The sequence below is a fragment of the Pseudonocardia kunmingensis genome, from assembly GCF_006716445.1.
GTDB lineage: Bacteria > Actinomycetota > Actinomycetes > Mycobacteriales > Pseudonocardiaceae > Pseudonocardia > Pseudonocardia kunmingensis.
Genome location: NZ_VFPA01000003.1, coordinates 913742 through 937363, shown reverse-complemented (window position 1 = coordinate 937363; position 23622 = coordinate 913742). Strand labels below are relative to the sequence as shown.

The window sequence follows — 23622 nt, the reverse complement described above, 5'->3', positions numbered from 1 at the left end:
GCCCGACGGAGCGCCCCACCGACGAGGGAGAACGATCACCGTGGCAGACGGCAAGAGCCGTATCGGCGTGACCGGGCTGGCCGTGATGGGGGCCAACCTGGCCCGCAACATCGCCCGGCGCGGCACCCCGGTCGCCGTGCACAACCGCACGGCGGCCCGCACGCGCGAGTTCATGCAGGCCTACGGCTCCGAGGGCGCGTTCACGGCCGCCGAGAGCATCGAGGGCTTCGTGGAGGCGCTCGAGCGGCCGCGGCGGATCGTCGTCATGGTCAAGGCCGGCGCCCCGGTCGACGGCGTGATCGAGGAGCTCGCGCCGCTGCTCGACGAGGGCGACATCATCATCGACGCCGGCAACTCGCACTTCCCGGACACCAAGCGCCGCACCGAGGAGTGCGCCGCGCGGGGCCTGCGGTTCATGGGCGTCGGCGTGTCCGGCGGCGAGGAGGGCGCGCTGCTCGGGCCGAGCATCATGCCCGGCGGCGACAGGGACGCCTACGCCGAGGTCGAGGAGATCCTCACCGGCATCGCGGCGAACGTCGACGGCACCCCCTGCTGCGTGCACGTCGGGCCGGACGGCGCGGGCCACTACGTGAAGATGGTCCACAACGGCATCGAGTACGCCGACATCCAGCTCATCGCCGAGGCCTACGACCTGCTCACCCACGTGGCCGGCATGGACGCCCCGGCCATCGGCAAGATCTTCGAGGAGTGGAACTCCGGCGACCTGGAGAGCTTCCTCATCGAGATCACCGCGAAGGTCCTGCAGAAGACCGACGAGAGGACCGGCGGGCCGCTGGTCGACGTGATCGTCGACGAGGCCCAGCAGAAGGGCACCGGCACCTGGACGGCCGTCGACGCGCTCGGCCTCGGCGTCCCGCTCACCGGCATCACCGAGGCGGTCTTCGCCCGCGGGCTGTCGGCGCTGCGCGACGAGCGGAAGGCCGCGTCCACCACCCTCGGCGGGCCGACGCCGGGTGCGGGGGAGGACCGGGGCGACCTCGTCGAGGACATCCGCCAGGCCCTCTACGCGAGCAAGGTCGTGGCGTACGCGCAGGGCTTCGCGCAGATGCGGGCCGCGTCGAAGGCCAACGACTGGGATCTCGACCTCGGCGCGATGGCCACGATCTGGCGGGGCGGCTGCATCATCCGCGCGCAGTTCCTCAACCGCATCCGCGACGCCTACGCCGAGCACGGCGACATCGAGAACCTGCTGATGGTCCCGTACTTCACCGAGGCCGTGGCGAACGCGCAGGACGCGTGGCGGCGCGTGGTGGTGACCGCCACGGAGCAGGGTGTGGCGATCCCGGCGTTCGCGAGCTCGCTGTCCTACTACGACGGCTACCGGCGCGAACGCGGCCCGGCGAACCTCATCCAGGGCCTGCGCGACTTCTTCGGCGCGCACACCTACCGGCGCACCGACACCGACGGGGTGTTCCACACCCGGTGGGCGCAGGACGGCACCGAGGTGCGCACGGACGGCTGATCAGCCCAGCGCCGTGAGATCGACCCGGACCGGGAACGGGACCTCGCTCGCGAAGGTGCCCGTGACCGGTCCGGCGTCGGCGTAGCCGAACTCCCCGGCGAGGTGGCAGGCCGTCAGGCTCGGGCCGCCGAGCAGGTCGACCATCCAGTAGTGGCCGATCCCGGCGTCGGCGTACTCGCCGTGCTTGACCACGCTGTCGGTGCGCCGCGACCCGGCGGAGAGGATCTCGACGGCGAGCACGACGTCGGCGGCGCACAGCAGGCCGCCCTCGATCCGCACCCGGTCGAACGACGCCCGGGTGACGACCACCAGGTCCGGCGCCCGCACCGTGCCCGGGTGGCCGGGCGGGCCAGCTGCAGGTCGACGTCCACCTGCGGCAGGACCTTGAGGTCCCGGGGTGCCAGCGGCCGGAGCTGCATGAAGAGCTCGCCGAGGCAGTCCTGGTGGCTCAGCGGCGGTCGCGCCTGCATCACCAGCGCGCCTTCCTGCAGCTCGCGGGCCTCCGCGTCCTCGGGCAGCGCGGCGTACCGGTCGGCCGTCATCGGCAGCGGCCCAGGCGGCACGGGCAGGGCGGTCATCGCGGCAAGTGTGGCACGCGACACCGACGGCCCCGGGGCGAGCGGAGCCGGCCGTGACCGGTCAGTCGCCGCCCACCGCCGGTGGCGGCGACGGCGTGCGCAGGCGGGCGGGTGCGGCGAAGCACAGCACGGCGGCCAGCCCGATCAGCAGCGCCGCGGCGGGCAGCAGGAGCGACTGCGCCATCGCGGCGCTGTAGCCCGCGTGCAGCTCCGGCGGCAGCGGGCCGGTGCCGGAGTCCGCGTGCTCGGCGGCGCCCGGCGCGAGCGCGGCGAGCCGCATCTGCATGATCGCGGCGATGCCCGCGCTGCCGAGCACCGCGCCGACCTGGCGCGTCGTGTTGTAGACGCCGCTGCCCGCTCCGGCCTGGGCCATCGGCAGGTTGCGGGTGGCGGTGCTGCCGATCGGGGCCCACAGGAACGGGTTGGCCACGCCGTTCAGCGCGATCGGCAGCAGCAGCCACCACACCGGTGTGTCAGGCCGCAGCACCGCGGCGAGCCACAGCAGCGAGACCGGCATGAGGACCATGCCGGTGCCCGCGATCCACCGCGGGTCGGCGCGGTCGGCCAGGCGCCCGACGTAGGGCGCGAGCACGCCGGACAACACGGCCGACGGCGCGAGCAGCAGCGCCGCCCCGGTGGGGCCGAGCCCGCGCACGTCCTGGGCGTAGAGCATCAGCGGGAACCCGAGCGAGGTGACCGACAGGCCGACGGTGGCGATCGCGACGGCGGCGAGTGAGAAGTTGCGCTCGCGGAACAGCGTGAGCGGCACGAGCGGCTCGTCGCGGTTGCGCGCCTGCCACAGCACGAACAGGGCGAGCACGACGACACCCGCGACGATGAGCGCCCACACCGGGACGGGCCCGACGATCGGGCCCCACTCGAACGTCTGCCCCTCCTGGATGCCGAACACCAGCAGGAACATGCCCACGGCGGAGAGCAGCACGCCGAGCAGGTCGAACCGGTGCACGTGCGTGGGCAGGGCGGGGACCAGCCGCAGGGCCAGCACGAACCCGACCACGCCGACGGGCACGTTGACGAAGAAGATCCACTCCCACCCGAGCGTGTCGACGAGCACGCCGCCCAGGACCGGGCCGACCAGGGTGGCCACGCCCGCGACGGCGCCCCAGAGGCTCATCGCCCGGCCCCGCTGGTCGGCGGGGAACATGCGGGTGATCACGGCCATCGTCTGCGGGGTCATCAGCGCGGCGCCCAGGCCCTGGAACACCCGGGCCACGACGAGCTGGGTGACGGTGCCGGTGAGCCCGCACCACAGGGACGCGACGGTGAACACGGCGAGTCCGGCGAGGTAGACGTGCTTGGGCCCGAACCGGTCGCCCAGCCGGCCCGTGATCAGCAGCGGCACGGCGTAGGCCAGCAGGTAGGCGCTGGTGACCCAGATGACCGCGTTGACGTCGGCGCCCAGCTCCCGCATCAGCGCGGGCGTGGCGACCTGCACGATCGTGGCGTCCACGAGGATCATGAAGAAGCCCAGGACCAACGCCCAGAGCGCCGGCCACGCGCCGACGGGCGCCGCCGCTCGTGCTCCGGTGGTCACCACGAGATCCTCGCCCGGTCCCGCACCGGGCGCTCGTGGATCATCCCGGCCGGGAGCCGGGAGTGCGCGGTCATGGACGCGAGTCTGGCACGCACCCCCGACGGTGCCGGCCGGCCCGGCCCCGGCAGCCGTGATCGTTCCGAACCGCACGTCACAGCGGTGCGGACGACCGCCAGGTGCGGCTGAGAACGATCACCGGCAGTTGATCGGTGCGAGTCGCACGAGATTGGGGCCGCGGCCGCGCTGCGGCACGAGTGGGAACGATCACCCCTGCGGGCGCAGTACCGGCGAGAGGCGCCGGACTCAGGCCAGCCGGTCGAGGTCCAGCCGCACCGGGAAGGGCGCGTCCGTGGTGAACACCCCGGTGACGGCCGGCGCGTCCGCGTAGCCGAACTCGCCGGCGCGGTGGCAGGCGGTGAGCGCGGGGCGGTCGTCGATGTCGAGGATCCAGTAGTGGGGGATTCCGGCGTCGGCGTACTCGTCGTGCTTGATGGTGCGGTCGGTGCGCCGCGAGCCGTCGGAGAGGATCTCGACGGCCAGCACGACTTCGTCGGCCCGCAGGAGCCCGCCCTCGTGGCGGCGCCGCTGCAGGCCGGAGCGCGTGACGACGACGAGGTCCGGGATGCGCACGAAACCGGGCCGTTCCGCCGGCACCAGCCCGAGGTCGACGTCGACCTCGGGGACGGTGCGGAGGTGACCAGGCAGTTGATCGCGGAGCTGGTACTGCAGCTCCTGAAGGCACAGCTGGTGCTCCGGCATCGGGCTCGGCGACATCACGACCCTGCCCTCCTGGAGCTCGTACCGCCCGTCCGTGGCTTCGGGCAGCGCGGCGAACTCGGCGACCGTGAGCAAACGGGGGCGCTCGAGGGGCAATGCCGTCATGGGCTCAGTGTGGCACGCGACACCGACGGTTCCGGGCAGAACGGCGGGTCACGCCGCGGCCGGTTCCCGCAGCAGCGCCAGCACCTCCCGGGCCGCCGCCCGCCCCGCCCGGTTCGCACCGATCGTGCTGGCGCTCGGGCCGTAGCCGACCAGGTGGATGCGGGGGTCGGAGCGCACCCGGGTGCCCTCCAGCGCGACGCCGCCGCCGGGGCCGCGCAGCCGCAGCGGGGTGAGGTGACCGAGCGCCGGCCGCCAGCCGGTGGCCCAGAGGATCACGTCGGCGGGGGTGGAGCTGCCGTCGGCCCACTCCACGCCGTCCGGGGTGATCCGCGCGAACATCGGCCTCCGGTCCAGCACACCTGCGGCCTGCGCCGCCCGCACCTCGGGGGTGAGCGCGAGCCCCGTGGCGCTCACGACGCTCTGCGGCGGCAGCCCGGCCCGCACCCGCTCCTCGACGCGGGCGACGACCGCGCGGCCCCACTCGTCGTCGAAGGGCTCCTCGTGGAACTCCGGCGGCCGGCGCGTGACCCAGGTCGTCCCGGCCGCGGAGGGGGCGATCTCCATCAGCAGCTGCACCGCGGACGTCCCACCGCCGACGACGACCACCCGTTTCCCGGCGAACTCCTCCGGGCCGGTGTAGTCGGCCGTGTGCAGCTGCCGTCCGCGGAAGGAGGCCGCGCCGGGGTAGCGAGGGCGGAACGGGTGGGTCCACGTGCCGGTGGCGTTGATCAGGGCGCGGGCGCGCCAGGTGCCGGCGTCGGTGTCGACCAGCAGGTCGGGCCCGTCCGAGCGGACGGTGGTCACGCGGACGGGGCGGCGCACCTGCAGGTCGAACACCCGCTCGTAGGCGTCGAAGTACGCCGGGACGATCTCCGCGGCGGGCCGCGTGGTGTCGGCGGGCTCGAACGGCAGCCCGGGAAGGCTCGCGATGCGGTGGGCGCGGTCGACGCGCAGCGTCCGCCAGCGGTGCCGCCACGCGCCGCCGGGCCCGTCCTCGCCGTCGAGCACGACGAACCCGGGACCCGGCGCGAGCCCGGCCCGGCGCAGCCCGTACCCGGCCGACAGCCCCGCCTGCCCGGCCCCGATCACCACGACCCGCGTCTCCACGCCAGGCACAACGCGGGCAGGCGGTCGGGCAGTCCCGCCGGCGCGGGGTCAGCCCACCGGCACCCGCGCCGGGAACGGCGTCGCCGCGAACCGCTGGACCCACCCCGCGACGTCGGTGGCGGTCACGTTCCCGCCGCACAGCACCAGCCCGAGCCGCGCGTCCGGTCCGACGCGATCGAGGACCTGGTGCGCGGCAGGCACGAGGCAGCCCGCGGCGGGCTCGGCCCACACCTTCGCCTCCTCGGCGAGGGTGAGGCTGCCGCGCACGGCGTCGCCGTCGGGGACGACGATGACGTCCTCCACCAGCTCGGCGACGTGCGCGAGGGTGAGCTCGGAGACCCGTGGGGCGCTGAGCGTCGTGACGATCGAGCTCGGGGTGGTCGGCACCGGCGCACCCGCGGCGAGCGCCCGCGACATCGCGTCGGCGCCCTCGGTCTCGACGCCCCACACGCGCACGTCCGGGCGGCAGGCGCGCACGGCCGCGGCGACACCCGCGATCAGCCCGCCGCCGCCGATGCTGACCAGCACGTCGGTGACGTCGGGGGCGTCGGCGGCCAGCTCCAGCCCGACCGTGCCCTGCCCGGCGATCACGACCGGGTCGTCGAACGGGTGCACGAGCGTGCGGCCGGCGGCCACCAGCTCGTCGAGCAGGGCGAAGGCACCGGCCATGTCCGGGGTGAGCCGCACCTCGGCACCCGCCGCCCGGGCGGCCGCGACCGACCGCTGCGGCGCGGCCTCGGGCATGACGATCGTGGCGGCGACACCCAGGGTGCTCGCGGCGTCGGCGAGCGCGACGCCGTGGTTGCCGCCGCTGACACCCACCACGCCCGCCGCGCGCTCGGCGTCGGTGAGGCCGAGCAGCTTGTGCACCGCGCCGCGCGGCTTGAACGAGCCGGTGCGCTGCAGCAGTTCCAGCTTGCAGGTCACGGGCACGCCGAGGTGCGCGCCGAGGCCGGGACTGGGCACGGTCGGGGTGTGCAGCACGTGGCCGGCGATGCGGTCGGCCGCCGCGGCGATGTGGTCGAGGGAGATCAGGTCCGGCACCACACCACGCTAACCCCCTCTGGCGGTCGGCCCGGCGGGGTGGTGGGCTGATCGGGTGCTGAGGGCATCGCGGACCGGGCTGCTGAGCACCCGGTACGACATCACGTGCGACGACGCGCCGGTCTGCACGTGGAAGCCGTCGGCGTTCATCGGTGGGGGGACCTTCGAGCTGGACGGGCACCGCTACGACGTGGCCCGCGGCGGCTGGACGGGCCGGCGGTACCGCCTGCGCGACGAGACCGGCGCCCTCGTGGCGCTCGCCGACGGCGTGGGCCGGCTGGCCTGGACGCTCGAGACCGGCGGGGTGACCCACACCTTCGAGCGCCCCTCGCCGTTCCGCCGCGACCAGGTGCTGGTGCGCGACGGCGAGCCGGTCGGGGCGGTGCGGCGCACCAGCGCCTGGTTCGGCGAGGCGGAGGCCGACCTGCCCGGCCTCCCGCGCGAGGTGGCGGTCTTCGTGCTGGTCAGCCTGCTGGCGGTGTGGGACGAGGACTGAGCTCCCGGTGTAACCGGAGCAGGCCGGTGAACGCGAGACCCGCGGTCACGCCGCTCATCGCCAGGCGCAGCCGGTGGCCGGTCTCGAACTCGACAGCGGTCCGGCGGAGGAACTCGACGGAGTGCACCGCCGGCCCCTCGGAGAACATGATGTCGTTGCGCGGCCAGAAGTAGAGCGCGGAGAACAGGAACTCGCCGAGCACCAGGGACGCGAGGCTCGCCGCGATCCACCACCGGGCGGCGCGGTGCCGCCGCACCAGCACCAGCGTGGCGACGGCGGCGGCCACCGTGAGCGCGCCCAGTGGCGGGAACAGGTCGGCGGGGCCGGTCACGACGAAGAACTCCATCGACTCCACGAGCGATGCCGGGGCGTCGTGGAAGACGTTGGGGTAGATGACGACGGTCTCGACGAGGATGCCGCCGAACCCGACCACCGCGATCCAGGCGTAGACCGTCGACACCGTGAGCGCGACCCGATGCGTGAGCATGCCCGGGACGCTAGGAGCCGCGCGCGGCGCGCGGATCCGTCCGCCCGCTCGAGGAGTGTGCGCGTCTCGACGTACTCGAGCGCGGCCCGAGTACGTCCCACGGCGTGTCGGAACGCGACTTTCGCCCTGTCCGAACGGGAGACTCGCGCTGTCGGGACGGGAGACTCGCGGGTGGGGGTCAGACCACGGGCACGACCTCCGGGGCGCCCATCCGGGCGGAGTCGGCGGTCTCGTCGTCGGGCATCTTCTGGCTCTCCCGCTCGGCCTCCACGCGCTTGCGGTAGTGCTCCACCTCCCGCTCGACCTGCTCGTCGCTCCAGCCCAGCACCGGCGCGACCAGGCGCGCGACCTCCTCCACGGCGCCGATACCCCGGTCGAACGTCTCGATCGAGATGCGGGTGCGGCGGGCGAGGACGTCGTCGAGGTGCCGCGCGCCCTCGTGGGAGGCGGCGTAGACGACCTCGGCGCGCAGGTGGTCCGGCGCGCCCGTCAGCGGCTCGCCGAGACCCGGGTCCTCGACGACCAGCGCCAGCACCTCGTGGATCAGCGACCCGTAACGGCCCAGCAGGTTGAGGATGCGCTGCTCGTGCAGGCCGTAGCGGTCGGCGAGCAGCGGTGCGGAGTTCTTCAGCGCCTCGAAGCCCTCCGCGCCGAGCAGCGGCACGTTCTCCGTGACCGAGGGCGGCACCTTGATGTGCAGGCCGTGCACCGCGGCGTCCACGGCGTCCTTGGCCATCACCCGGTACGTCGTGTACTTCCCACCGGCCACGACCACCAGGCCCGGCACGGTGTGCGCCACGGCGTGCTCGCGCGAGAGCTTGGAGGTCGACTCCGACTCGCCCGACAGCAGGGGCCGCAGCCCGGCGTAGACGCCCTCGACGTCCTCGTGGGTGAGCGGCTGCTCGAGGACCTGGTTGACGTGGTCGAGCAGGTACTCGATGTCGGCCGCGCTGGCCGCCGGGTGGGCGAGCCCCAGCTTCCAGTCGGTGTCGGTGGTGCCGATGATCCAGTGCCGGCCCCACGGGATGACGAACAGCACCGACTTCTCGGTGCGCAGGATCATCCCGGCGTCCCCGCGGATCCGGTCGCGCGGGACGACCAGGTGGATCCCCTTGCTCGCCCGGACGTGGAACTGGCCGCGCTCGCCGACCAGGCCCTGGGTCTCGTCGGTCCACACGCCGGTGGCGTTGATGACCTGGCGCGCGCGGACGTCGAACGTCCGCCCGGACTCGAGGTCGTGGACCTGCGCCCCGGTGACCCGCTCGCCCTCGCGCAGCAGCCCGACGACCCGCGCCCGGGACGCCACGTGGGCGCCGTAGGCGGCGGCCGTGCGCGCGATGAACATCGTGTGCCGGGCGTCGTCGACCTGCGCGTCGAAGTAGAGCAGCGCTCCGACCAGGGCGTCCTTGCGCAGCGACGGCACGACCCTGCGGGCGCCCCTGCGGGAGAGGTGCCGGTGCGCCGGCACCCCGCGGGACCGCCCGGAGAGCAGGCCCAGCGTGTCGTAGAGGGCGAGTCCGGTGCCCGCGTAGAACCGCTCCCACCAGCGGTGGGTGAGCGGGTAGAGGAACGGCACCGGCTTCACCAGGTGCGGCGCGAGGGTCTGGATCAGCAGGCCGCGCTCCTGGAGGGCCTCGGCGACGAGCCGGAAGTCCAGCATCTCCAGGTAGCGCAGGCCGCCGTGGATCAGCTTGCTGGAGCGGCTCGAGGTGCCGGAGGCGAAGTCGCGGGCCTCGACGAGCCCGACGGTGAGGCCGCGGGTGGCGGCGTCGAGGGCGGCTCCGCTGCCCACGACCCCGCCCCCGACGACCAGCACGTCGAGTTCGGTCGAGCCCATGGCCTCCAATGCGGCCTCACGGGCCTCGGGGGAGAGCGCGACCGATCTCATGGTGGTTCCTTCCTTCGAAACGACGTCGGGACTTCGGGCCTCAGTCGACGTCTACCCAGTCCAACGTCCTGGTCACGGCCTTCTTCCAGCGCTCGTACCCGGTCGTGCGCTGCTCGTCACTCCACTGCGGCTCCCAGCGCTTCGACTCGTTCCAGTTCGTGCGCAGCTCGTCGGTGTTCTTCCAGAACCCGACCGCGAGCCCGGCCGCGTACGCCGCGCCGAGCGCCGTGGTCTCCGCGACGACGGGCCGGCTCACCGGCACCCCGAGCACGTCGGCCTGGATCTGCATGCAGAGCTCGTTCTCCGTGACACCGCCGTCGACCCGGAGCACGTCCAGCGCCACACCGGAGTCGGACTCCATGGCCTCGGCGACGTCGCGGCTCTGGTAGCAGATCGCCTCGAGCGTGGCCCGGGCCAGGTGGGCGTTGGTGTTGTAGCGCGAGAGCCCGACGATCGCGCCGCGGGCGTCCGAGCGCCAGTACGGGGCGAAGAGCCCGGAGAACGCCGGCACGAAGTAGACGCCGCCGTTGTCCTCCACCTGGCGGGCCAGCGACTCGCTCTGCGCGGCGCCGGAGATGATCCCCAGCTGGTCGCGCAGCCACTGCACCGCCGAGCCGGTGACCGCGATCGAGCCTTCCAGCGCGTACACCACCGGCTCGTCGCCGAACTTGTAGCAGACGGTGGACAGCAGCCCGGCGTTCGAGCGCACCAGCTCGGTGCCGGTGTTGAGCAGCATGAAGTTGCCGGTGCCGTAGGTGTTCTTCGCCTCGCCGGGGGCGAAGCACACCTGCCCGACGGTGGCGGCCTGCTGGTCGCCGAGGTCGCCGGTGATCAGCAGCTCGCCCCCCAGCGGACCGCTGCTGCGCGTGGTGCCGTAGCCGGCCGGGTTCGAGCTGGGCTGGATCTCGGGCAGCATCGAGCGCGGGATGCCGAAGAAGCCCAGCAGCTCGTCGTCCCAGTCGAGGGTCTCGAGGTCCATCAGCATCGTGCGGCTGGCGTTGGTCGGGTCGGTGACGTGCACGCCGCCGTCCCGGCCGCCGGTGAGGTTCCACAGCAGCCACGTGTCGGTGTTGCCGAAGATCGCGTCACCGCGCTCGGCCGCCTCGCGGGCCCCGTCGACGTTCTCGAGGATCCACTGGATCTTGCCGCCGGAGAAGTAGGTGGCCGGGGGCAGGCCGGCCTTGCGGCGGATGACGTCGCCCTTGCCCTCGCGCTCCAGCGCCGAGGCGATGCGGTCGGTGCGGGTGTCCTGCCAGACGATGGCGTTGTAGAGCGGGCGCCCGGTCCTGCGGTCCCACACCACGGTGGTCTCGCGCTGGTTGGTGATGCCCAGCGCGCACAGGTCGGATGCCGAGAGGTTCGTGCGGTTGAGCGCGCTCTGGACCACCGACGTGGTGCGCTCCCAGATCTCGACCGGGTTGTGCTCCACCCAGCCGGCCTGCGGGAGGATCTGCTCGTGCTCCAGCTGGTGGCGGCCCACCTCGTTGCCGGAGTGGTCGAAGATCATGAATCGGGTACTGGTCGTGCCCTGGTCGATGGCACCGACGAACTCGGCCACGGATGTCTCCCTCGACGTCTGTTGGCGGATCTACTGGGGGATGTCGCGGCCGACGGGCTGGGGTGCCGTCTCGTCCGCGGGGAGGTAGGGGGCGATGAGGTACTTGAACAGGGCGGTGCCGATCAGGCCGCCGATGATCGGCGCGACGATGGGTAGCCAGAAGTAGACGACGCCGTTCTGGTCCAGCCACGCGGTCTCGTAGCCGGTGATGAACGACGCGAGCCGCGGCCCGAAGTCGCGGGCCGGGTTGATCGCGTAGCCCGCGTTCGCGCCCCAGGCCATGCCGATGCCGACGACGAGCAGGCCGATCACCACCGGCGCCAGGTTCGACAGCGGCGGGTTGTTGCGCACGTGGACGAGGGCGCAGACGACGAAGAGCAGGATCGCCGTGCCGACGATCTGGTCGAGGAACGCGGTGGGGATCCCGACGCCGTCCACGCCGTTGCCCGGCAGCGTGGAGAAGATGCCCTGCGAGTCGATGGTGTGCTGCGGGTCGACCTTGGCGATCAGGTCGGCGTAGGTGAAGCGCACGATCAGCGCGGCGACGAACGCGCCCGCGGTCTGCGCGAGGATGTAGGGCCCGACCTTGCGCCACGGGAACCCCTGGAACACGGCGAACGCGATCGTCACGGCCGGGTTGATGTGCCCGCCGGACAGGCGTCCCGAGACGTAGATGCCGAGGATCACGCCGATACCCCAGGCCCACGCGATCGAGTCGTGGTCGCCCAGGCTTCCGTCCGGTGTGGTGACGACCTGCGCCACCACGCCGACGCCGAACAAGATGAGGATCATGGTGCCGAAGAACTCGGCCCAGAGCTCCCCGACGTACGAGTTCTTCGCCATCGAAGTCCTCCCTGTGTGCCCCGCTGTGCAGCGGATACCGCGGACGCTAGGAAGGAGGAGCGGCGTGGTCAACGCTCGTCGTTCGGCATTGTCGAACCGCCGGTCGGACGCACCTCACATACGCCGTAGAGTCCACGGCGTGCCGGGCTCCATCCAGTCGATCGAACGGGCGGCGGCGATGCTTCGGCTGCTGGGCAGCGTCGACCGCCCGCTGGGGCTGAACGAGATCGCCGCGGCGTTGGGACTGCCGCGGCCCACCGCGCACGGGATCGTGCGCACGCTGCGCGACGTCGGGTTCGTCGACCAGGACCTCGCCTCGGCCCGCTACCGGCTCGGCTCCGCACTGCGCGAGCTGGGCAGCGGCGGCTGGGACCGGCACGACCTGCGCGGTCGCGCCATGAACTGGGCCGACTCGCTCGCCGGCAGCAGCGGGCTCGCCGTGCACCTCGGCGTCGCCGCGGCGGGCGCGGTCCGGCTGGTGCACCACGTGTTCCGGCCCGACGGTTCGCACCAGCGGATCCGCACCGGCGAGGAGCAGCCGCTGCACGCCACCGCGCTCGGCAAGTGCCTGCTCGCGTTCGCGCCGGTCGCCACGCCACCGGCGCGCGACCTGGACCTGCAGGGCTGGACCGGCCGCACCTGCGTCACGGTCGCCGCGCTGGAGGCGCAGCTGGCCCTGGCCCGGAGGAGGGGCTGGGCGAGCGAGACGGGGGAGTACGAGCCCGGCACGGGGGCCGCGGCCGCGCCGCTGCGGGCCAGCGGCGGCATCGTCGTCGGGGCCCTCGGGGTGGTCGGGCCGGTCGAGGAGCTCTACGGCCTCGGCGGCGAGCTGCGCCCGTGGCTGGCCGAGCAGCTGGTGGGGGCGGCGCGGGAGATCTCGGCGGCGCTGGTGGCGAGCCCGTGAGGACCCCGTTGTTGCAAGGGCGGGGGCCGCGGGCATGAGTGAGCGGGTCGTCGCCGCCATCGACCAGGGCACCACCTCCACCCGGTGCCTGCTGTTCAACCGGTCCGGGCGGATGCTCGCCGTGGCCCAGCGCGAGCACCGCCAGCACTACCCGCGGCCCGGGCTCGTCGAGCACGACGCCGCGGAGATCTGGCGCAACGTCACGCGCGTCGTCCCGGCCGCGCTGCGCAGCGCCGGGCTCGGTCCGGAGCACCTCGTCGCGCTCGGCATCGCCAACCAGCGCGAGACCACCGTCATCTGGAACCGCCACACGGGCGTGCCGCTCGCGCGCGCGATCACCTGGCAGGACACCCGCACCGACGGCATCGTGTCCCGGCTGGTGGAGGACGGGCACGCGCCGTTGATCAAGGAGGTGTGCGGCCTGCCGCCGGCCACCTACTTCGCCGGGCCACGGCTGCGCTGGCTGCTCGACCACGTGCCCGGCGCGCGCGAGGGCGCGGAGGCGGGCGACGTCCTGTTCGGCACCATGGAGAGCTGGCTGATCTGGCGGTTGACCGGCCGCCACGTCACCGACGTCACCAACGCGAGCCGCACGATGCTGATGGACGTCCGCACCCTCGAGTGGTCGGACGCGCTGCTCGAGGTGCTGGCGGTCCCGCGCCGGATGCTGCCCGAGATCCGCCCCAACGCCGAGGTCTACGGCACCTGCACCACCGTGCTCCCGGGCGTGCCGGTGGCGGGGGCGCTCGGGGACCAGCAGGCCGCGCTCGTCGGGCAGGCCTGCTTCTCGCCCGGCGAGATCAAGTGCACCTACGGCACCGGCGCCTTCCTGCTGATGAACACCGGCCCGCAGCTCGCCGAGTCGACGCACGGGCTCATCCCGACCGTGGGTTACGTGCTCGGCGACTCGCCGGTGTACGCGCTGGAGGGCGCGATCGCGGTGACCGGCTCGCTCGTGCAGTGGTTCCGCGACTCGCTGGGGATGATCGGCACGGCCGCGCAGATCGAGACCCTCGCGAGCACCGTCGCCGACAACGGTGGCTGCTACATCGTGCCGGCGTTCTCCGGGCTGTACTCGCCGCGCTGGCACCCCGACGCGCGCGGCGTGATGGTCGGGCTCACGTCCTTCATCAACCGGGGCCACCTCGCCCGCGCGGTGCTGGAGGCCACCGGCTGGCAGACCCGCGAGGTCGTCGACGCGATGAACGCCGACTCCGGCGTCCCGGTCACCCGGCTCAAGGTCGACGGCGGCATGACCGCCAACCACCTGCTCATGCAGTTCGTCGCCGACGTCCTGGACGTGCCGGTCGAGCGGCCCCTCGGTTCCGAGGCGGTGTCGCTCGGGGCGGCCTACGCCGCGGGCCTCGCGGTCGGGCACTGGCCCGACCTGGAGGTGCTGCGCGCCAACTGGCACCGCGCCGCGGCCTGGGAGCCCAGGATGGACGAGGCCCTGCGCCGCCGCGAGCACGAGAACTGGGGCCGGGCCGTCGACCGCAGCTACGGGTGGGTGCAGAGCCCCGCCGACTGAGGGTCACGCGTCCCAGGTGACCGGGAGGCTCTTCACGCCGACGATGTCCGCGGTCTCCGGGCGCAGGGCGACCTCGTCGGCCGGCACGGCCAGGCGCAGCGTGGGGAAGCGGTTGACGAGCGCGGGGAACGCGACCCGCATCTCGACGCGGGCCAGCTGCTGGCCCAGGCACTGGTGAATGCCGTGGCCGAAGGCCAGGTGCCCGCCGTCCCGCCGGGCGAGGTCGAGCACGTGCGGGTCGGAGAAGCGCTCGGGGTCGCGGTTGGCGGTGTTCAGCGACAGGATGACGGCGGTACCGGCCGTGATGGTCTGGCCGCCGAGCTCCACGTCCTCCAGCGCCACTCGCAGGAACGTCTTGGCGACGCTCAGGTACCGCAGCAGCTCCTCCACGGCCCCGTCCGCGAGCGCGGGATCGCCCCGCAGGGCGGCCAGCTGCGCGGGGTTGCGCAGGAGCGCGAAGGTGCCCAAGGCCAGCATGTTCGCGGTGGTGTCGAGCCCGGCCGCCAGCAGGATCAGGCTCATCCCCCGCAGCTCCTCGTCGGTGAGGTCGCTGTCGGTGAGGTCGCTGAGGACGTCGTCGGTGGGGTGCGCGCGCTTGGCGGCCACCAGCTCCGCGAGGTACTGCTGGACCGCGGTGTAGGCCGCGATCAGGTCCTCGTCGCTGGTCTCGCCGCTCATGAACGACCCGACCTGCTCCTGGAAGGCGTCCCGGTCCGCGTACGGGACGCCGAGCAGCTCGCAGATCATGATGGCGGGGATGGGCGTGGCGTACGCGGTCACCAGGTCCGCGGGCGGCCCGGCCTCCTCCATGGCGTCCAGGTGCTCGGTGGTGATCTGCTCGACGCGCTCGGTGAGCTGTCGCATCCGCCGCACGGTGAACCTGCCGACCAGCGGCTTCCGGTAGCGGCTGTGCTGCGGCTCGTCCATGAGGAGGAACTCGCCGGGCGGCGCCGGAGGGACCTCGGCTCCGGTGTAGTCGATGAGCGGGTGGTGGAGCATGAACTCCTTGCGCGAGCTGAACCGCGGGTCCGACAGGACCGCCCGGACCAGGTCGTACCCGGTGACCAGCCATCCCTGGTGGCCGTCGGGGAAGGGGTAGCGGCTGAGCGGGCCGTGCTCGCGGGCGTCGAGCAGTTCGGCGGGCGGGTCGAAGGGGCAGCCGGCCTGACGTGCCGCCGGCATCGCGGTGAGGGTGTGCAGGGGCCCAGCGGCCGTCGCGTCCATGTGAGCCAGAATGGCACCACGATGATGCCGCGTCAAGCACAGTTGGCACCGGTGGTGCCAAGCATGGCGTCACGGCACCCGTCCGACCCGCGTGGGGGCCCGTCGCAGCCGGTCGAGTCGGTCCCCCTTCCCCATTACCCTGCCCGCATGAGCGCGCTCGGGGTCGATCCCGCGGTGGCGGCCGGGCGGCCGACCACGCTGCACGACCGCGTCCTCGACGTGCTGGGTCCGGCCATCGCCGCGGGCGACCTCCCACCGGGCGCCGTGCTCACCCTCGACCGGATCGAGGCCCGCTTCGAGGTCTCGCGCACGGTGGCGCGGGAGGCGGTGCGGGTGCTGGAGTCGATGGGGCTCGCCACCGGCAGGCGCCGGGTCGGCATCAGGGTCCAGCCCCGCGAGCAGTGGAACGTGTTCGACCCACGGGTGGTCCGCTGGCGGCTGGCCGGTCGTGGCCGGCAGGAGCAGCTGCATTCGCTCACCGCGCTGCGCGCCGCGGTGGAGCCGCCCGCGTCGGCGGCCGCCGCCCATCACGCCACATCCGAGCAGCGCGAGCGACTCGCCGACCTGGCCGCCGCGATGACGATCTCCGGCGAGGCCGGCGACCTCGACACGTTCCTCGAGCAGGACATCGCGTTCCACGGGCTGGTGCTGCGCGGCTCGGGCAACGAGATGTTCGCCGCCCTCGCCGACGTCGTCGCCGAGGTGCTCACCGGGCGCACCGTGAACCGCCTCATGCCGGCGCGGCCCCGCCCGGAGGCGCTGCAGGGGCACCGGGCAGTGGCCGCGGCCGTCGTCGCGGGCGACGCCGACGCCGCCCGCGACGCGATGCAGGGGATCGTCGCCGAGGTGCTGTCCCGGCGGGGACTCCCCGACCGGGACCCCCTGCCCCCGGTGAAGCTCAGACGACGAGGCTGACGACGAACGAGAGCGCGAACCCGATCACGCCGATGAGCGTGACCATGACCGTCCAGGTCTTGAGGGTCGTCTTCTCGTCCATCCCGAGGAAGCGGCCGACGAGCCAGAACCCCGAGTCGTTGACGTGGGACAGCGCGGTGGACCCGGACGCGATCGCGATCACGACGAGCGCGAGGTCGAGCGAGGACAGCCCGCTCTGCGCGACGACCGGGGCGATGAGCCCGGCCGTGGTGGTCAGGGCGACCGTGGCCGAGCCCTGCGCGATCCGCAGGCACAGCGCGATGATGAACGCGGCGACGATCACCGGCAGCCCGATGGCGCTCAGGCTGTCGGCGAGCGCGGTGCCGATCCCGCTGGCCCGGAGCACGCCGCCGAACATGCCGCCCGCCCCGGTGACGAGGATGATCGCGCAGACCGGGCCGAGGGAGGAGTTGACGATCGACTCGACCTCGGACCGGCTGAACCGCTCACGGCCGAGCACGACCATCGCGACGATCGTGGTGATGAGCAGCGCGATCGAGGTCTGGCCGAGCAGGCGCAGCGCGGCGACCGTGCCGGCGTCACCGTCCACGATGCCCTCGACGGCCAGGGTGTTGAGCCCGGTGTTGAGCAGGATCAACACCAGCGGCAGCAGCAGGAGGACCAGTACGGTGCTGAACTTCGGCGTGGCGGTGGTCGTCCGGGTGACGCTGCCGCCGGTACCGCCCGCGGGGCGGTCGGTCTCCTCGTCGCGGTCCTCCTCGGCGCCGAACGCGTCCGGCACGGGCAGGTGGATGCGCCGCCCGGCCCACAGCCCGAACAGGTAGGACGCGACGAACCACGTCGGCACACCGATGAGCAGGCCCATGATGAGGACGAGCCCGGTGTTGGCCTCCAGGATGCCCGCGGCCCCGACCGGGCCGGGGTGCGGCGGGACGAACGCGTGCATGGTGGCGAACGCGCCGGCCGAGGGCAGGGCGTAGAGCAGGACCGAACCGCCGAACCGCTTCGCGACGCTCAGGATGATCGGCAGGAACACGACGAACCCGGCGTCGAAGAAGATCGGGAAGCCGAAGAGGAGCGAGGCGATGCCCAGTGCGAGCGGGGCTCGCTTCTCCCCGAACCGGTTGATCAGGGTCTCGGCGAGGACGCCGGCGCCGCCGGTGACCTCGAGCAGCTTCCCGATCATCGCACCGAGCCCGACGAGCAGCGCGACGCTGGCGAGCGTCGAGCCGAACCCGTCCAACAGGGTGTCGACCACCTCGTTCACCGGGATGCGGGTCGCGAGCGCGGTGAGCGCGCTGACCAGCACCAGCGCGACGAACGCGTGCAGGCGCAGCACGATGATCAGCAACAGCAGCAGGGCCACCGCCGCGACGGCGATCAGCAGTAGTGGCACGGTCCCGAGTGCGGGAACCACGTCGTCCACGACAGAACTCCTGGGGTCGGCTCGAATGAGGCGTGCCGACCCTATGTTCAATGGTGATATCAATGCCGGGCGGGTCGGTCACTCCGCCCGGGGCGGGTCAGCGCAGGGCCGTGCGGCGGCGGATCGTCACCAGGGCGACCAGGCTCAGGACCGCCGTGGTCATCACCCAGAAGCTGGGGGCGAGGTCGCTGCCGGTGGTCGCGATCAGCCAGGTGGCGATGAACGGGGTGAACCCGCCGAACACGGCCACGCCGATGTTGTAGCCGACCGCCATGCCGGTGGCCCGGGTCTCGGCCGGGAACAGGTTGGCCATGAGCGCGCCCATCGGGCCGTAGTAGAAGGACTTGAACAGGCAGAGCAGGACCAGCATGCCGAGCAGCACGCCCAGCCCCGGGAACGCGACGAGCAGCACGAACAGCGGGTAGATCAGCACCAGGATCAGCACCGCGGCCGGCACCATGAGCGTGATCTGCCCGAACCGGTCGGAGAGGTGCCCTGCCAGCGGCGTGGCGATCAGCAGCACGACCCCGCCGATCAGCACGCCCGCGAACCCGGTCGAGGCGGGCAGCCCGAGGTTGTTGATCGCGAACGTCGGCATGTAGCTGATGAGGTAGTTGAGGCAGGTCGTCGCGGCGAGCACGCCGATCGTGAGCAGCACGCGCCCCTTCTGCTCGCGCAGGACGACGCGACCGGGGGAGTGGCCCGGGTCGGTCGCGCGGGAGCGGGCGAACTCGGGTGCCTCCGGCACGTGCCGCCGGATGTACCAGCCCACCGGCCCGACCAGGAGGCCGATCGCGAACGGGATCCGGAAGCCCCACGACAGCAGCTGCTCCTCGGTCAGCGCGGAGGTCAGCACGGTGCCGAGCGTCGCGGCCAGCAGCGTGGCCGCGGCCTGGCTGGCGAACTGCCAGCTGGCCGCGTAGCCGCGCCTGCCGGGCAGGTGCTCGACCATCAGGGCGGTGGCGCTGCCGAACTCGCCGCCCGCGGAGAACCCCTGGATGAGCCGCGCGACGAGGATCCCGAGCGGCGCGATCAGCCCGACCGTCTCGTAGGAGGGCATCACGACGATGAGCAGCGTGCCGAGCACCATCAGCAGGATCGACAGGGCGAGCGCGGGCTTGCGGCCCGCCCGGTCGGCGTAGGAGCCGAGGACGACCGCGCCGAGCGGCCGGATCAGGAACGACACGGCGAACGTCCCGAGCGCGAGCAGCAGCGCGCTGGTCGGGTCGCCCGAGGGGAAGAACACCTTCGCGACGTACACGGCGAAGTAGCTGTAGACGGCGATGTCGTACCACTCGAGGGCGTTGCCCACGCATGCCGCCGTGATGATCCGCGCAGCGCTCGGCTGCTTCGTCATCTGCACCGACTCTGGAGCATCCGACATCCGGGCGTCCCTTCCGCTGTCGTCAGGCGGGCGGGCCGTCGGGCCCGGACTCGCCGAGGTCCCAGAACAGCCCGGCCATGATCTGCGCGCCCTCGCGCGCGATCGGGGCGAGCAGGTGCTCGTCGGGCCCGTGCTGCGCGCACGCCGGGTAGGAGTGCGGCACCCAGACCGTGGGCACCCCGATGACGTCGGTGAAGACGTCGTTGGGCAGTGAGCCGCCGAGGTTGGGCAGCACGGCGGGCGGTGCGCCGGTGGTGCGCGCGATCGACGCCACCGACCAGCGCACCCACGGGTGGTCCGGGTCGACGCGCGTGGCCGCCATGGCGAAGTCGACCTCGACCTCGACCATGTCGAAGCCGTGGGCGTCGAGGTGCTCGCGCACGATCCGCGCCAGGTCGTGGGCGGGTGTGCCGACGACGAACCTCAGCTGGCAGTGCGCCCGCGCGGTGGCCGGGATGGCGTTGACGGGCGCGTCCGGGGTGCCGGTGGTGAACGCGAGCACCTCGAGCGCGTTGGCGCCCAGGAGGCGTTCGGCCGGGCTCAGCCCCGGCTCGCCCCAGCCGTCGTCGATCGCGGGGTCGTCCGGGCCGCCGCCGGGGGTGATGTCGGCCAGCGCGCGCCGCACCGGCTCGGGCATATCGGGGGCCCGCAGCTCGGGCACGCGGATCAGCCCCCGCCCGTCCACGAGCGACGCGATCGCGTTCGCGAGGACGGTGCCGGGGTTGCGCAGCAGCCCGCCCCAGTTGCCCGAGTGGTAGGTGCCGTGGCGCAGATCGAGGCGCAGCGTGAACCCGACCGCGCCGCGCGAGCCCAGGAACACCGTCGGCCGCTCGGCCGCCAGCCGCGGGCCGTCGGAGGCGATCAGCACGTCGGCCGCGAGCTCGTCGGCGTGGGCGGCGGCCATCTCGCGCAGCCCGGCCGAGCCGGCCTCCTCGCCCGTCTCGACGAGGACCTTGAGGTTGAAGCCCAGCCGCCCGCCCCTCGCCGCGAGCACCTGCTCCAGCGCCGCGAGGTTGAGGGTGTGCTGGCCCTTGTTGTCGGCCGTGCCGCGCCCGTACCAGCGCTCGCCCTCGACGGTGACGGTCCAGGGCGACAGCCCGTCGCGCCACCGCTCGGGCTGGCCCAGCACGACGTCACCGTGCCCGTAGACGAGCACGGTGGGCCGCGCCGGGTCCTCGTCCCGGTGCCCGACGAGGAACGGACCGCCGCCGGGGAGCGGGTTCTCGACGACGCGCCAGCGCGCGCCGATGCGGTCCAGCGACGGGCCGATCTCGGCGGTCAGGTAGCGGTGCAGCTCCGGGAGCGCGGCCGGGTCCTGGCTCTCGGTGCGCAGTGCGACCCGCCGGCTCAGCTCGGTGCGGAACGCGCCCGAGTCGACGTACCCGGCGGCCCGCGCGATGGCGTCGGTACGCGACATCCTCGACGCTGCTCCTTCGCTGCTCGGTGACGATTGCGCGGAAGCGTATGGGCGCAGGTCGGGGCGCGACCATCACCGATTCGGCAACGACCGTTGCCGTGCCGGCACGGCGACGGGTCAGGGTGACCGGACGCGCTCGACCAGGTGGGCCACGAACTCCTGCACGACGGGCGGGAGGGTGCGCCCGGCCGTCGACTGGATCTGCAGGTAGCGCCGGTGCATCTCGCGGTCGCTGACGGGCACCGCGACGAGGCCTTCGGCCGCGAGTCGTCGCCGCGCGGGCAGCCGCCCGGCCAGGGTGACGGCGTCGGCGAGCTTGGCGAACGTGTAGAGCGCCCCGGAGTAGTCGGTCTCCAGCACCGGGTCGAAGGTGAGCCCGCCCGCGCTGCAGCAGATGTCGAACAGCTGCCGCACGGTCGTCGAGTCGTCGACGATCGCGAGCGCGTACGGGCGCAGCTCGGCGAGCGACACAGCCGGCCGCGAGGCGACGGGGTGCGTGGCGTTCACGATGGCGTGCATGTACTCGCGCTGGGAGTACTCGACCCGCACGTCCCGGGCGGGAGTGAGGCTGAAGGTGACGGCGAGGTCGGCGGTGGCGTCGCGCACCGCCTCGGTGGCGGCGGCCGACGACGTGACGTGCAGGCCGAAGGCGACTCCCGCGTGGGCGCGGTGGAACGAGGCGATCGCCTCCGGCAGCAGGTCCCACGCGAAGCCCTCCGCGCTGGCCACCCGGATCCGGGTGCGGTGCCCGCCGCCGGAGCGGCGGATCTCGCCGACGACCTGCTCGAGGTCGGCGACGTTGCGGCGGACGAACGCGGCCAGCCGCACCCCCGCGTCGGACAGCACCATGCCCCGGGGATGGCGCTCGAACAGCGGCACGCCGATCTCGTGCTCGAGGCGGGCGATCTGGCGGCTGATCGCCGAAGCCGCCACGTGCAGTTCCGAGGAGGCCTCGGCGATGGAGCCGGCCTGCGCGACGGCGAGGAAGTAGCGCAGCCCCGCGTCGAGGAACGGGCTCGCGGCCCGCCCCTGGTCGTCCTCGCGGGTCAGGCGGCGTCCCGGGGCCGGGCCGTCGACCAGACGTGGTCGCCGCGCAGTGCCGCGGCCAGCTCGTCGAGGTCGGACACGACGAGCCGGGCGCCGGCCAGTTCGCCGGGCTCGGCGTAGCCCCAGGCGACCCCGATCGTGGGGACGCCGTGGGCGGCACCGCCCTCGACGTCGTGGTGCCGGTCGCCGACCAGCACCACCGGGTCGCGGGCGGGGTCGAGGTGCAGCCGGTCCAGCACCGACCGGACGACGGCGGCCTTGCCCACCCGCCCCGCCACGTGGTCGGCCCCGCCGACGAGGTCGAGGTGCCCGGCGAGCCCGACCCCGGCGACGATCTTGCGGGCCAGCTCCTCGGGCTTCGAGGTGGCCGTGGCCAGCCGCAGGCCGTCCTCGCGCAGCCGCTCCAGCAGGGCGGGCACGCCGGGGTAGACCGGGGTGACGGTGGCCGCGACCGCGTCGTAGGAGCTGCGGTAGGCGACGATCGCCGCCGCCGTCTGCTCCTCGGTCAGGCCGAGCTCGGGTAGGGCCGTCTCGAACGGCGGGCCGACGAGGCGGCGCAGGCGCGCGGCGTCGGGGACCGGGAATCCCACCTCGGCGATGGCGGCCGCGAGGTGTTCGACGATCGTGGGGGCGGAGTCGACGAGGGTGCCGTCGACGTCCAGCAGGACGGTGCGCACTGAGCGCATCCTACGGTGGGGCCCCGCGGTGGCTCCGACCACGGCGGTGCGGTAGGCCTTCCACGTGCTGGAGTCTGTCCGCGCGGTCGTGCGCACGCTGGTCGTCCGGGTGGCGATGGTCGTCGAGAGCCTCCTGCAGGCGGGGGTGCTGCTCGTGCTGCGGGTCCGAGGCCGGCACCTGCCGATGATCGTGCCGTTCATCGGGCACGGCAGCACGCGGCGCGTGCGGGTCGGCGGGCGCGTCGTGCTCGGGCGGCCGGAGGCGGCGGCGCCCGCCGTCGGGGTGCCGGAGGCGCCGGAGCCGACCCTGCGGTCACGGCGAGCCGTGCTGCGCGCGACCATCGCGCGCTTCCTCACCGTGGAGGTGCCGGGCGCGGTCGTGCGGGTCAGCGGCCCCGGTGTGGACGCGCAGGTGCGCGCCGACCGGGACGGGTACGTCGACGCCGTCCTCGACGTGTCCGGCGACGCGCTGGCGCCCGGCTGGCACGAGTTCGCGCTGCGACTGGACGACGAGGCCGAGGCGTCCGCGCAGGTGCTGGTCGTGGACCCGGAGACGCGGGTCGGCGTGGTCAGCGACGTGGACGACACGATCCTGGAGACCGGGCTGACCCGGGGCATCGAGTTCCTGCGGGCCACGCTGCTCACGCCGGTGCGGGACCGCACGCCGCTGACGGGGGCGGCGGCGCTCTACCGGGCGTTCACCGCGCCCGTGGACGGCGTGACGCGCCCGATCTTCTACGTCTCGACGAGCCCGTGGAACCTGCACGAGATGCTGCTGGAGTTCATTGCGATCCGGCGCTTCCCGCTCGGGCCGCTGCTGCTGACCGACTGGGGACCGTCGCGCAGCGGCCTGTTCCGCATCGGCGCGCAGGAGCACAAGGTCGGGCTTGTCGAGCGGATGCTCCAGGAGCACCCGCAGCTGGGGCTCGTGCTGGTCGGCGACAGCGGGCAGCACGACCCGGAGATCTACGCGACGCTGGCCCGCGCCCACCCCGACCGGATCCGGGCGGTCTACATCCGCCGCACGCGCCACGCCCTGCCCGGCCGGATCGCGGCGGTGGACGCGCTGGCCGCCGAGATCACGGCCGCGGGCGTCCCGATGCTCGCCGTCGACGACAGCCTGCAGATCGCCGCGCACGCCGCGGACCTCGGGCTCCTCGACGCCTCGGCGCTGGCCGAGGTGCGGGCGGACTGACC

At 73.5% G+C, this 23622-nt stretch carries 21 protein-coding genes; 6 read left to right on the top strand and 15 right to left on the bottom strand.

Translation table 11 applies throughout. The features are described from left to right. Positions 1–34: 34 nt before the first annotated feature. Positions 35–1483: an NADP-dependent phosphogluconate dehydrogenase gene (gene gndA / locus FB558_RS27320; protein ID WP_425468096.1), complete on the top strand. Its 1449-nt coding sequence runs from the start codon at positions 35–37 to the stop codon at positions 1481–1483. On the opposite strand, the gene FB558_RS44800 is transcribed toward gndA, so the two are convergent. The 5 genes from FB558_RS44800 to FB558_RS27295 all read right to left on the bottom strand — a co-directional run bounded on the left by FB558_RS44800 (position 1484) and on the right by FB558_RS27295 (position 6649). Beyond that, entirely contained in the window at positions 1484–1810 is a 327-nt protein-coding gene (locus FB558_RS44800; protein ID WP_246106774.1) for a Uma2 family endonuclease, read from the bottom strand. It abuts the gene before it with no gap. 312 nt (positions 1811–2122) lie between these two features. Beyond that, positions 2123–3616 carry a DHA2 family efflux MFS transporter permease subunit gene (locus tag FB558_RS27310; protein ID WP_246106773.1) on the bottom strand — a complete coding sequence of 498 codons (1494 nt, stop codon included), beginning with the start codon at positions 3614–3616 and terminating at the stop codon, positions 2123–2125. Positions 3617–3919: 303 nt separating this feature from the next. Beyond that, on the bottom strand, positions 3920–4498 hold the full coding sequence (locus FB558_RS27305; RefSeq protein ID WP_142058164.1) for a Uma2 family endonuclease: 579 nt from the start codon (positions 4496–4498) through the stop codon (positions 3920–3922). 48 nt (positions 4499–4546) lie between these two features. Next, positions 4547–5605, bottom strand: a complete 1059-nt coding sequence (locus FB558_RS27300; protein ID WP_342787513.1) for an NAD(P)-binding domain-containing protein — start codon at positions 5603–5605, stop codon at positions 4547–4549. A 48-nt stretch (positions 5606–5653) separates the two neighbouring features. Next, the gene (locus FB558_RS27295) at positions 5654–6649 is read right to left on the bottom strand and encodes a threonine ammonia-lyase (protein ID WP_246106772.1); all 996 of its coding nucleotides are present in this window, start codon (positions 6647–6649) and stop codon (positions 5654–5656) included. Between the two features lie 55 nt (positions 6650–6704). Between FB558_RS27295 and FB558_RS27290 the strand changes: the two genes are divergently transcribed. After that, a complete protein-coding gene (locus FB558_RS27290) occupies positions 6705–7145 on the top strand; it encodes a hypothetical protein (RefSeq protein WP_142058160.1) in 441 nt (146 codons plus the stop codon). Here FB558_RS27290 and FB558_RS27285 read toward each other — a convergent pair. The 4 genes from FB558_RS27285 to FB558_RS27270 all read right to left on the bottom strand — a co-directional run bounded on the left by FB558_RS27285 (position 7114) and on the right by FB558_RS27270 (position 11921). Further along, positions 7114–7632: an anthrone oxygenase family protein gene (locus FB558_RS27285; protein ID WP_142058158.1), complete on the bottom strand. Its 519-nt coding sequence runs from the start codon at positions 7630–7632 to the stop codon at positions 7114–7116. The two genes, FB558_RS27290 and FB558_RS27285, sit on opposite strands and share 32 nt — an antisense overlap. A gap of 178 nt (positions 7633–7810) precedes the next feature. Continuing rightward, on the bottom strand, positions 7811–9520 hold the full coding sequence (locus FB558_RS27280; RefSeq protein ID WP_142058156.1) for a glycerol-3-phosphate dehydrogenase/oxidase: 1710 nt from the start codon (positions 9518–9520) through the stop codon (positions 7811–7813). A gap of 40 nt (positions 9521–9560) precedes the next feature. Beyond that, positions 9561–11078 carry a glycerol kinase GlpK gene (gene glpK / locus FB558_RS27275; RefSeq protein ID WP_142058154.1) on the bottom strand — a complete coding sequence of 506 codons (1518 nt, stop codon included), beginning with the start codon at positions 11076–11078 and terminating at the stop codon, positions 9561–9563. Positions 11079–11108: 30 nt separating this feature from the next. Continuing rightward, positions 11109–11921, bottom strand: coding sequence for an MIP/aquaporin family protein (locus FB558_RS27270; RefSeq protein WP_142058152.1), 813 nt, complete (start codon positions 11919–11921; stop codon positions 11109–11111). Positions 11922–12060: 139 nt separating this feature from the next. Here FB558_RS27270 and FB558_RS27265 point away from each other — a divergent pair, with 139 nt between their 5' ends. Next, a complete protein-coding gene (locus FB558_RS27265) occupies positions 12061–12825 on the top strand; it encodes an IclR family transcriptional regulator (protein WP_211366871.1) in 765 nt (254 codons plus the stop codon). A gap of 34 nt (positions 12826–12859) precedes the next feature. Continuing rightward, positions 12860–14353: a glycerol kinase GlpK gene (glpK, locus tag FB558_RS27260; RefSeq protein WP_142058148.1), complete on the top strand. Its 1494-nt coding sequence runs from the start codon at positions 12860–12862 to the stop codon at positions 14351–14353. Between the two features lie 3 nt (positions 14354–14356). Here glpK (FB558_RS27260) and FB558_RS27255 read toward each other — a convergent pair whose 3' ends face one another. Further along, positions 14357–15577 carry a cytochrome P450 gene (locus FB558_RS27255; RefSeq protein WP_142058146.1) on the bottom strand — a complete coding sequence of 407 codons (1221 nt, stop codon included), beginning with the start codon at positions 15575–15577 and terminating at the stop codon, positions 14357–14359. A 147-nt stretch (positions 15578–15724) separates the two neighbouring features. Here FB558_RS27255 and FB558_RS27250 point away from each other — a divergent pair, with 147 nt between their 5' ends. After that, positions 15725–16492: a FadR/GntR family transcriptional regulator gene (locus FB558_RS27250; RefSeq protein WP_142058144.1), complete on the top strand. Its 768-nt coding sequence runs from the start codon at positions 15725–15727 to the stop codon at positions 16490–16492. Here FB558_RS27250 and FB558_RS27245 read toward each other — a convergent pair. The 5 genes from FB558_RS27245 to FB558_RS27225 form a co-directional block, all read right to left on the bottom strand. Beyond that, positions 16476–17900 (bottom strand): GntP family permease, encoded by a 1425-nt coding sequence (locus tag FB558_RS27245; RefSeq protein WP_142058142.1) that lies wholly within the window; start codon positions 17898–17900, stop codon positions 16476–16478. The genes FB558_RS27250 and FB558_RS27245 overlap by 17 nt on opposite strands. A 97-nt stretch (positions 17901–17997) precedes the next feature. Then, complete coding sequence (locus FB558_RS27240; RefSeq protein WP_142058140.1) at positions 17998–19257, bottom strand: MFS transporter; 1260 nt, start codon at positions 19255–19257, stop codon at positions 17998–18000. A gap of 49 nt (positions 19258–19306) precedes the next feature. Then, positions 19307–20701, bottom strand: coding sequence for a M20 family metallopeptidase (locus FB558_RS27235; protein ID WP_142058138.1), 1395 nt, complete (start codon positions 20699–20701; stop codon positions 19307–19309). A 117-nt stretch (positions 20702–20818) separates the two neighbouring features. Next, the gene (locus FB558_RS27230) at positions 20819–21697 is read right to left on the bottom strand and encodes a LysR family transcriptional regulator (protein ID WP_142058136.1); all 879 of its coding nucleotides are present in this window, start codon (positions 21695–21697) and stop codon (positions 20819–20821) included. Between the two features lie 50 nt (positions 21698–21747). Then, positions 21748–22425 carry an HAD hydrolase-like protein gene (locus FB558_RS27225; RefSeq protein WP_246106771.1) on the bottom strand — a complete coding sequence of 226 codons (678 nt, stop codon included), beginning with the start codon at positions 22423–22425 and terminating at the stop codon, positions 21748–21750. A gap of 64 nt (positions 22426–22489) precedes the next feature. Here FB558_RS27225 and FB558_RS27220 point away from each other — a divergent pair, with 64 nt between their 5' ends. Further along, positions 22490–23620 carry an App1 family protein phosphatidate phosphatase gene (locus FB558_RS27220; RefSeq protein ID WP_142058132.1) on the top strand — a complete coding sequence of 377 codons (1131 nt, stop codon included), beginning with the start codon at positions 22490–22492 and terminating at the stop codon, positions 23618–23620. Positions 23621–23622 lie beyond the last annotated feature (2 nt).

What these genes read in the sequence shown, in the direction of transcription:
- FB558_RS27280 (WP_142058156.1), bottom strand. Translation starts at nt 9,520, where the DNA reads ATGAGATCGGTCGCGCTCTCCCCCGAGGCCCGTGAGGCCGCATTGGAG.
- FB558_RS27305 (WP_142058164.1), bottom strand. Translation starts at nt 4,498, where the DNA reads ATGACGGCATTGCCCCTCGAGCGCCCCCGTTTGCTCACGGTCGCCGAG.
- FB558_RS27255 (WP_142058146.1), bottom strand. Translation starts at nt 15,577, where the DNA reads ATGGACGCGACGGCCGCTGGGCCCCTGCACACCCTCACCGCGATGCCG.
- FB558_RS27285 (WP_142058158.1), bottom strand. Translation starts at nt 7,632, where the DNA reads ATGCTCACGCATCGGGTCGCGCTCACGGTGTCGACGGTCTACGCCTGG.
- FB558_RS27250 (WP_142058144.1), top strand. Translation starts at nt 15,725, where the DNA reads ATGAGCGCGCTCGGGGTCGATCCCGCGGTGGCGGCCGGGCGGCCGACC.
- FB558_RS27270 (WP_142058152.1), bottom strand. Translation starts at nt 11,921, where the DNA reads ATGGCGAAGAACTCGTACGTCGGGGAGCTCTGGGCCGAGTTCTTCGGC.
- FB558_RS27240 (WP_142058140.1), bottom strand. Translation starts at nt 19,257, where the DNA reads ATGACGAAGCAGCCGAGCGCTGCGCGGATCATCACGGCGGCATGCGTG.
- FB558_RS27235 (WP_142058138.1), bottom strand. Translation starts at nt 20,701, where the DNA reads ATGTCGCGTACCGACGCCATCGCGCGGGCCGCCGGGTACGTCGACTCG.
- glpK (WP_142058148.1), top strand. Translation starts at nt 12,860, where the DNA reads ATGAGTGAGCGGGTCGTCGCCGCCATCGACCAGGGCACCACCTCCACC.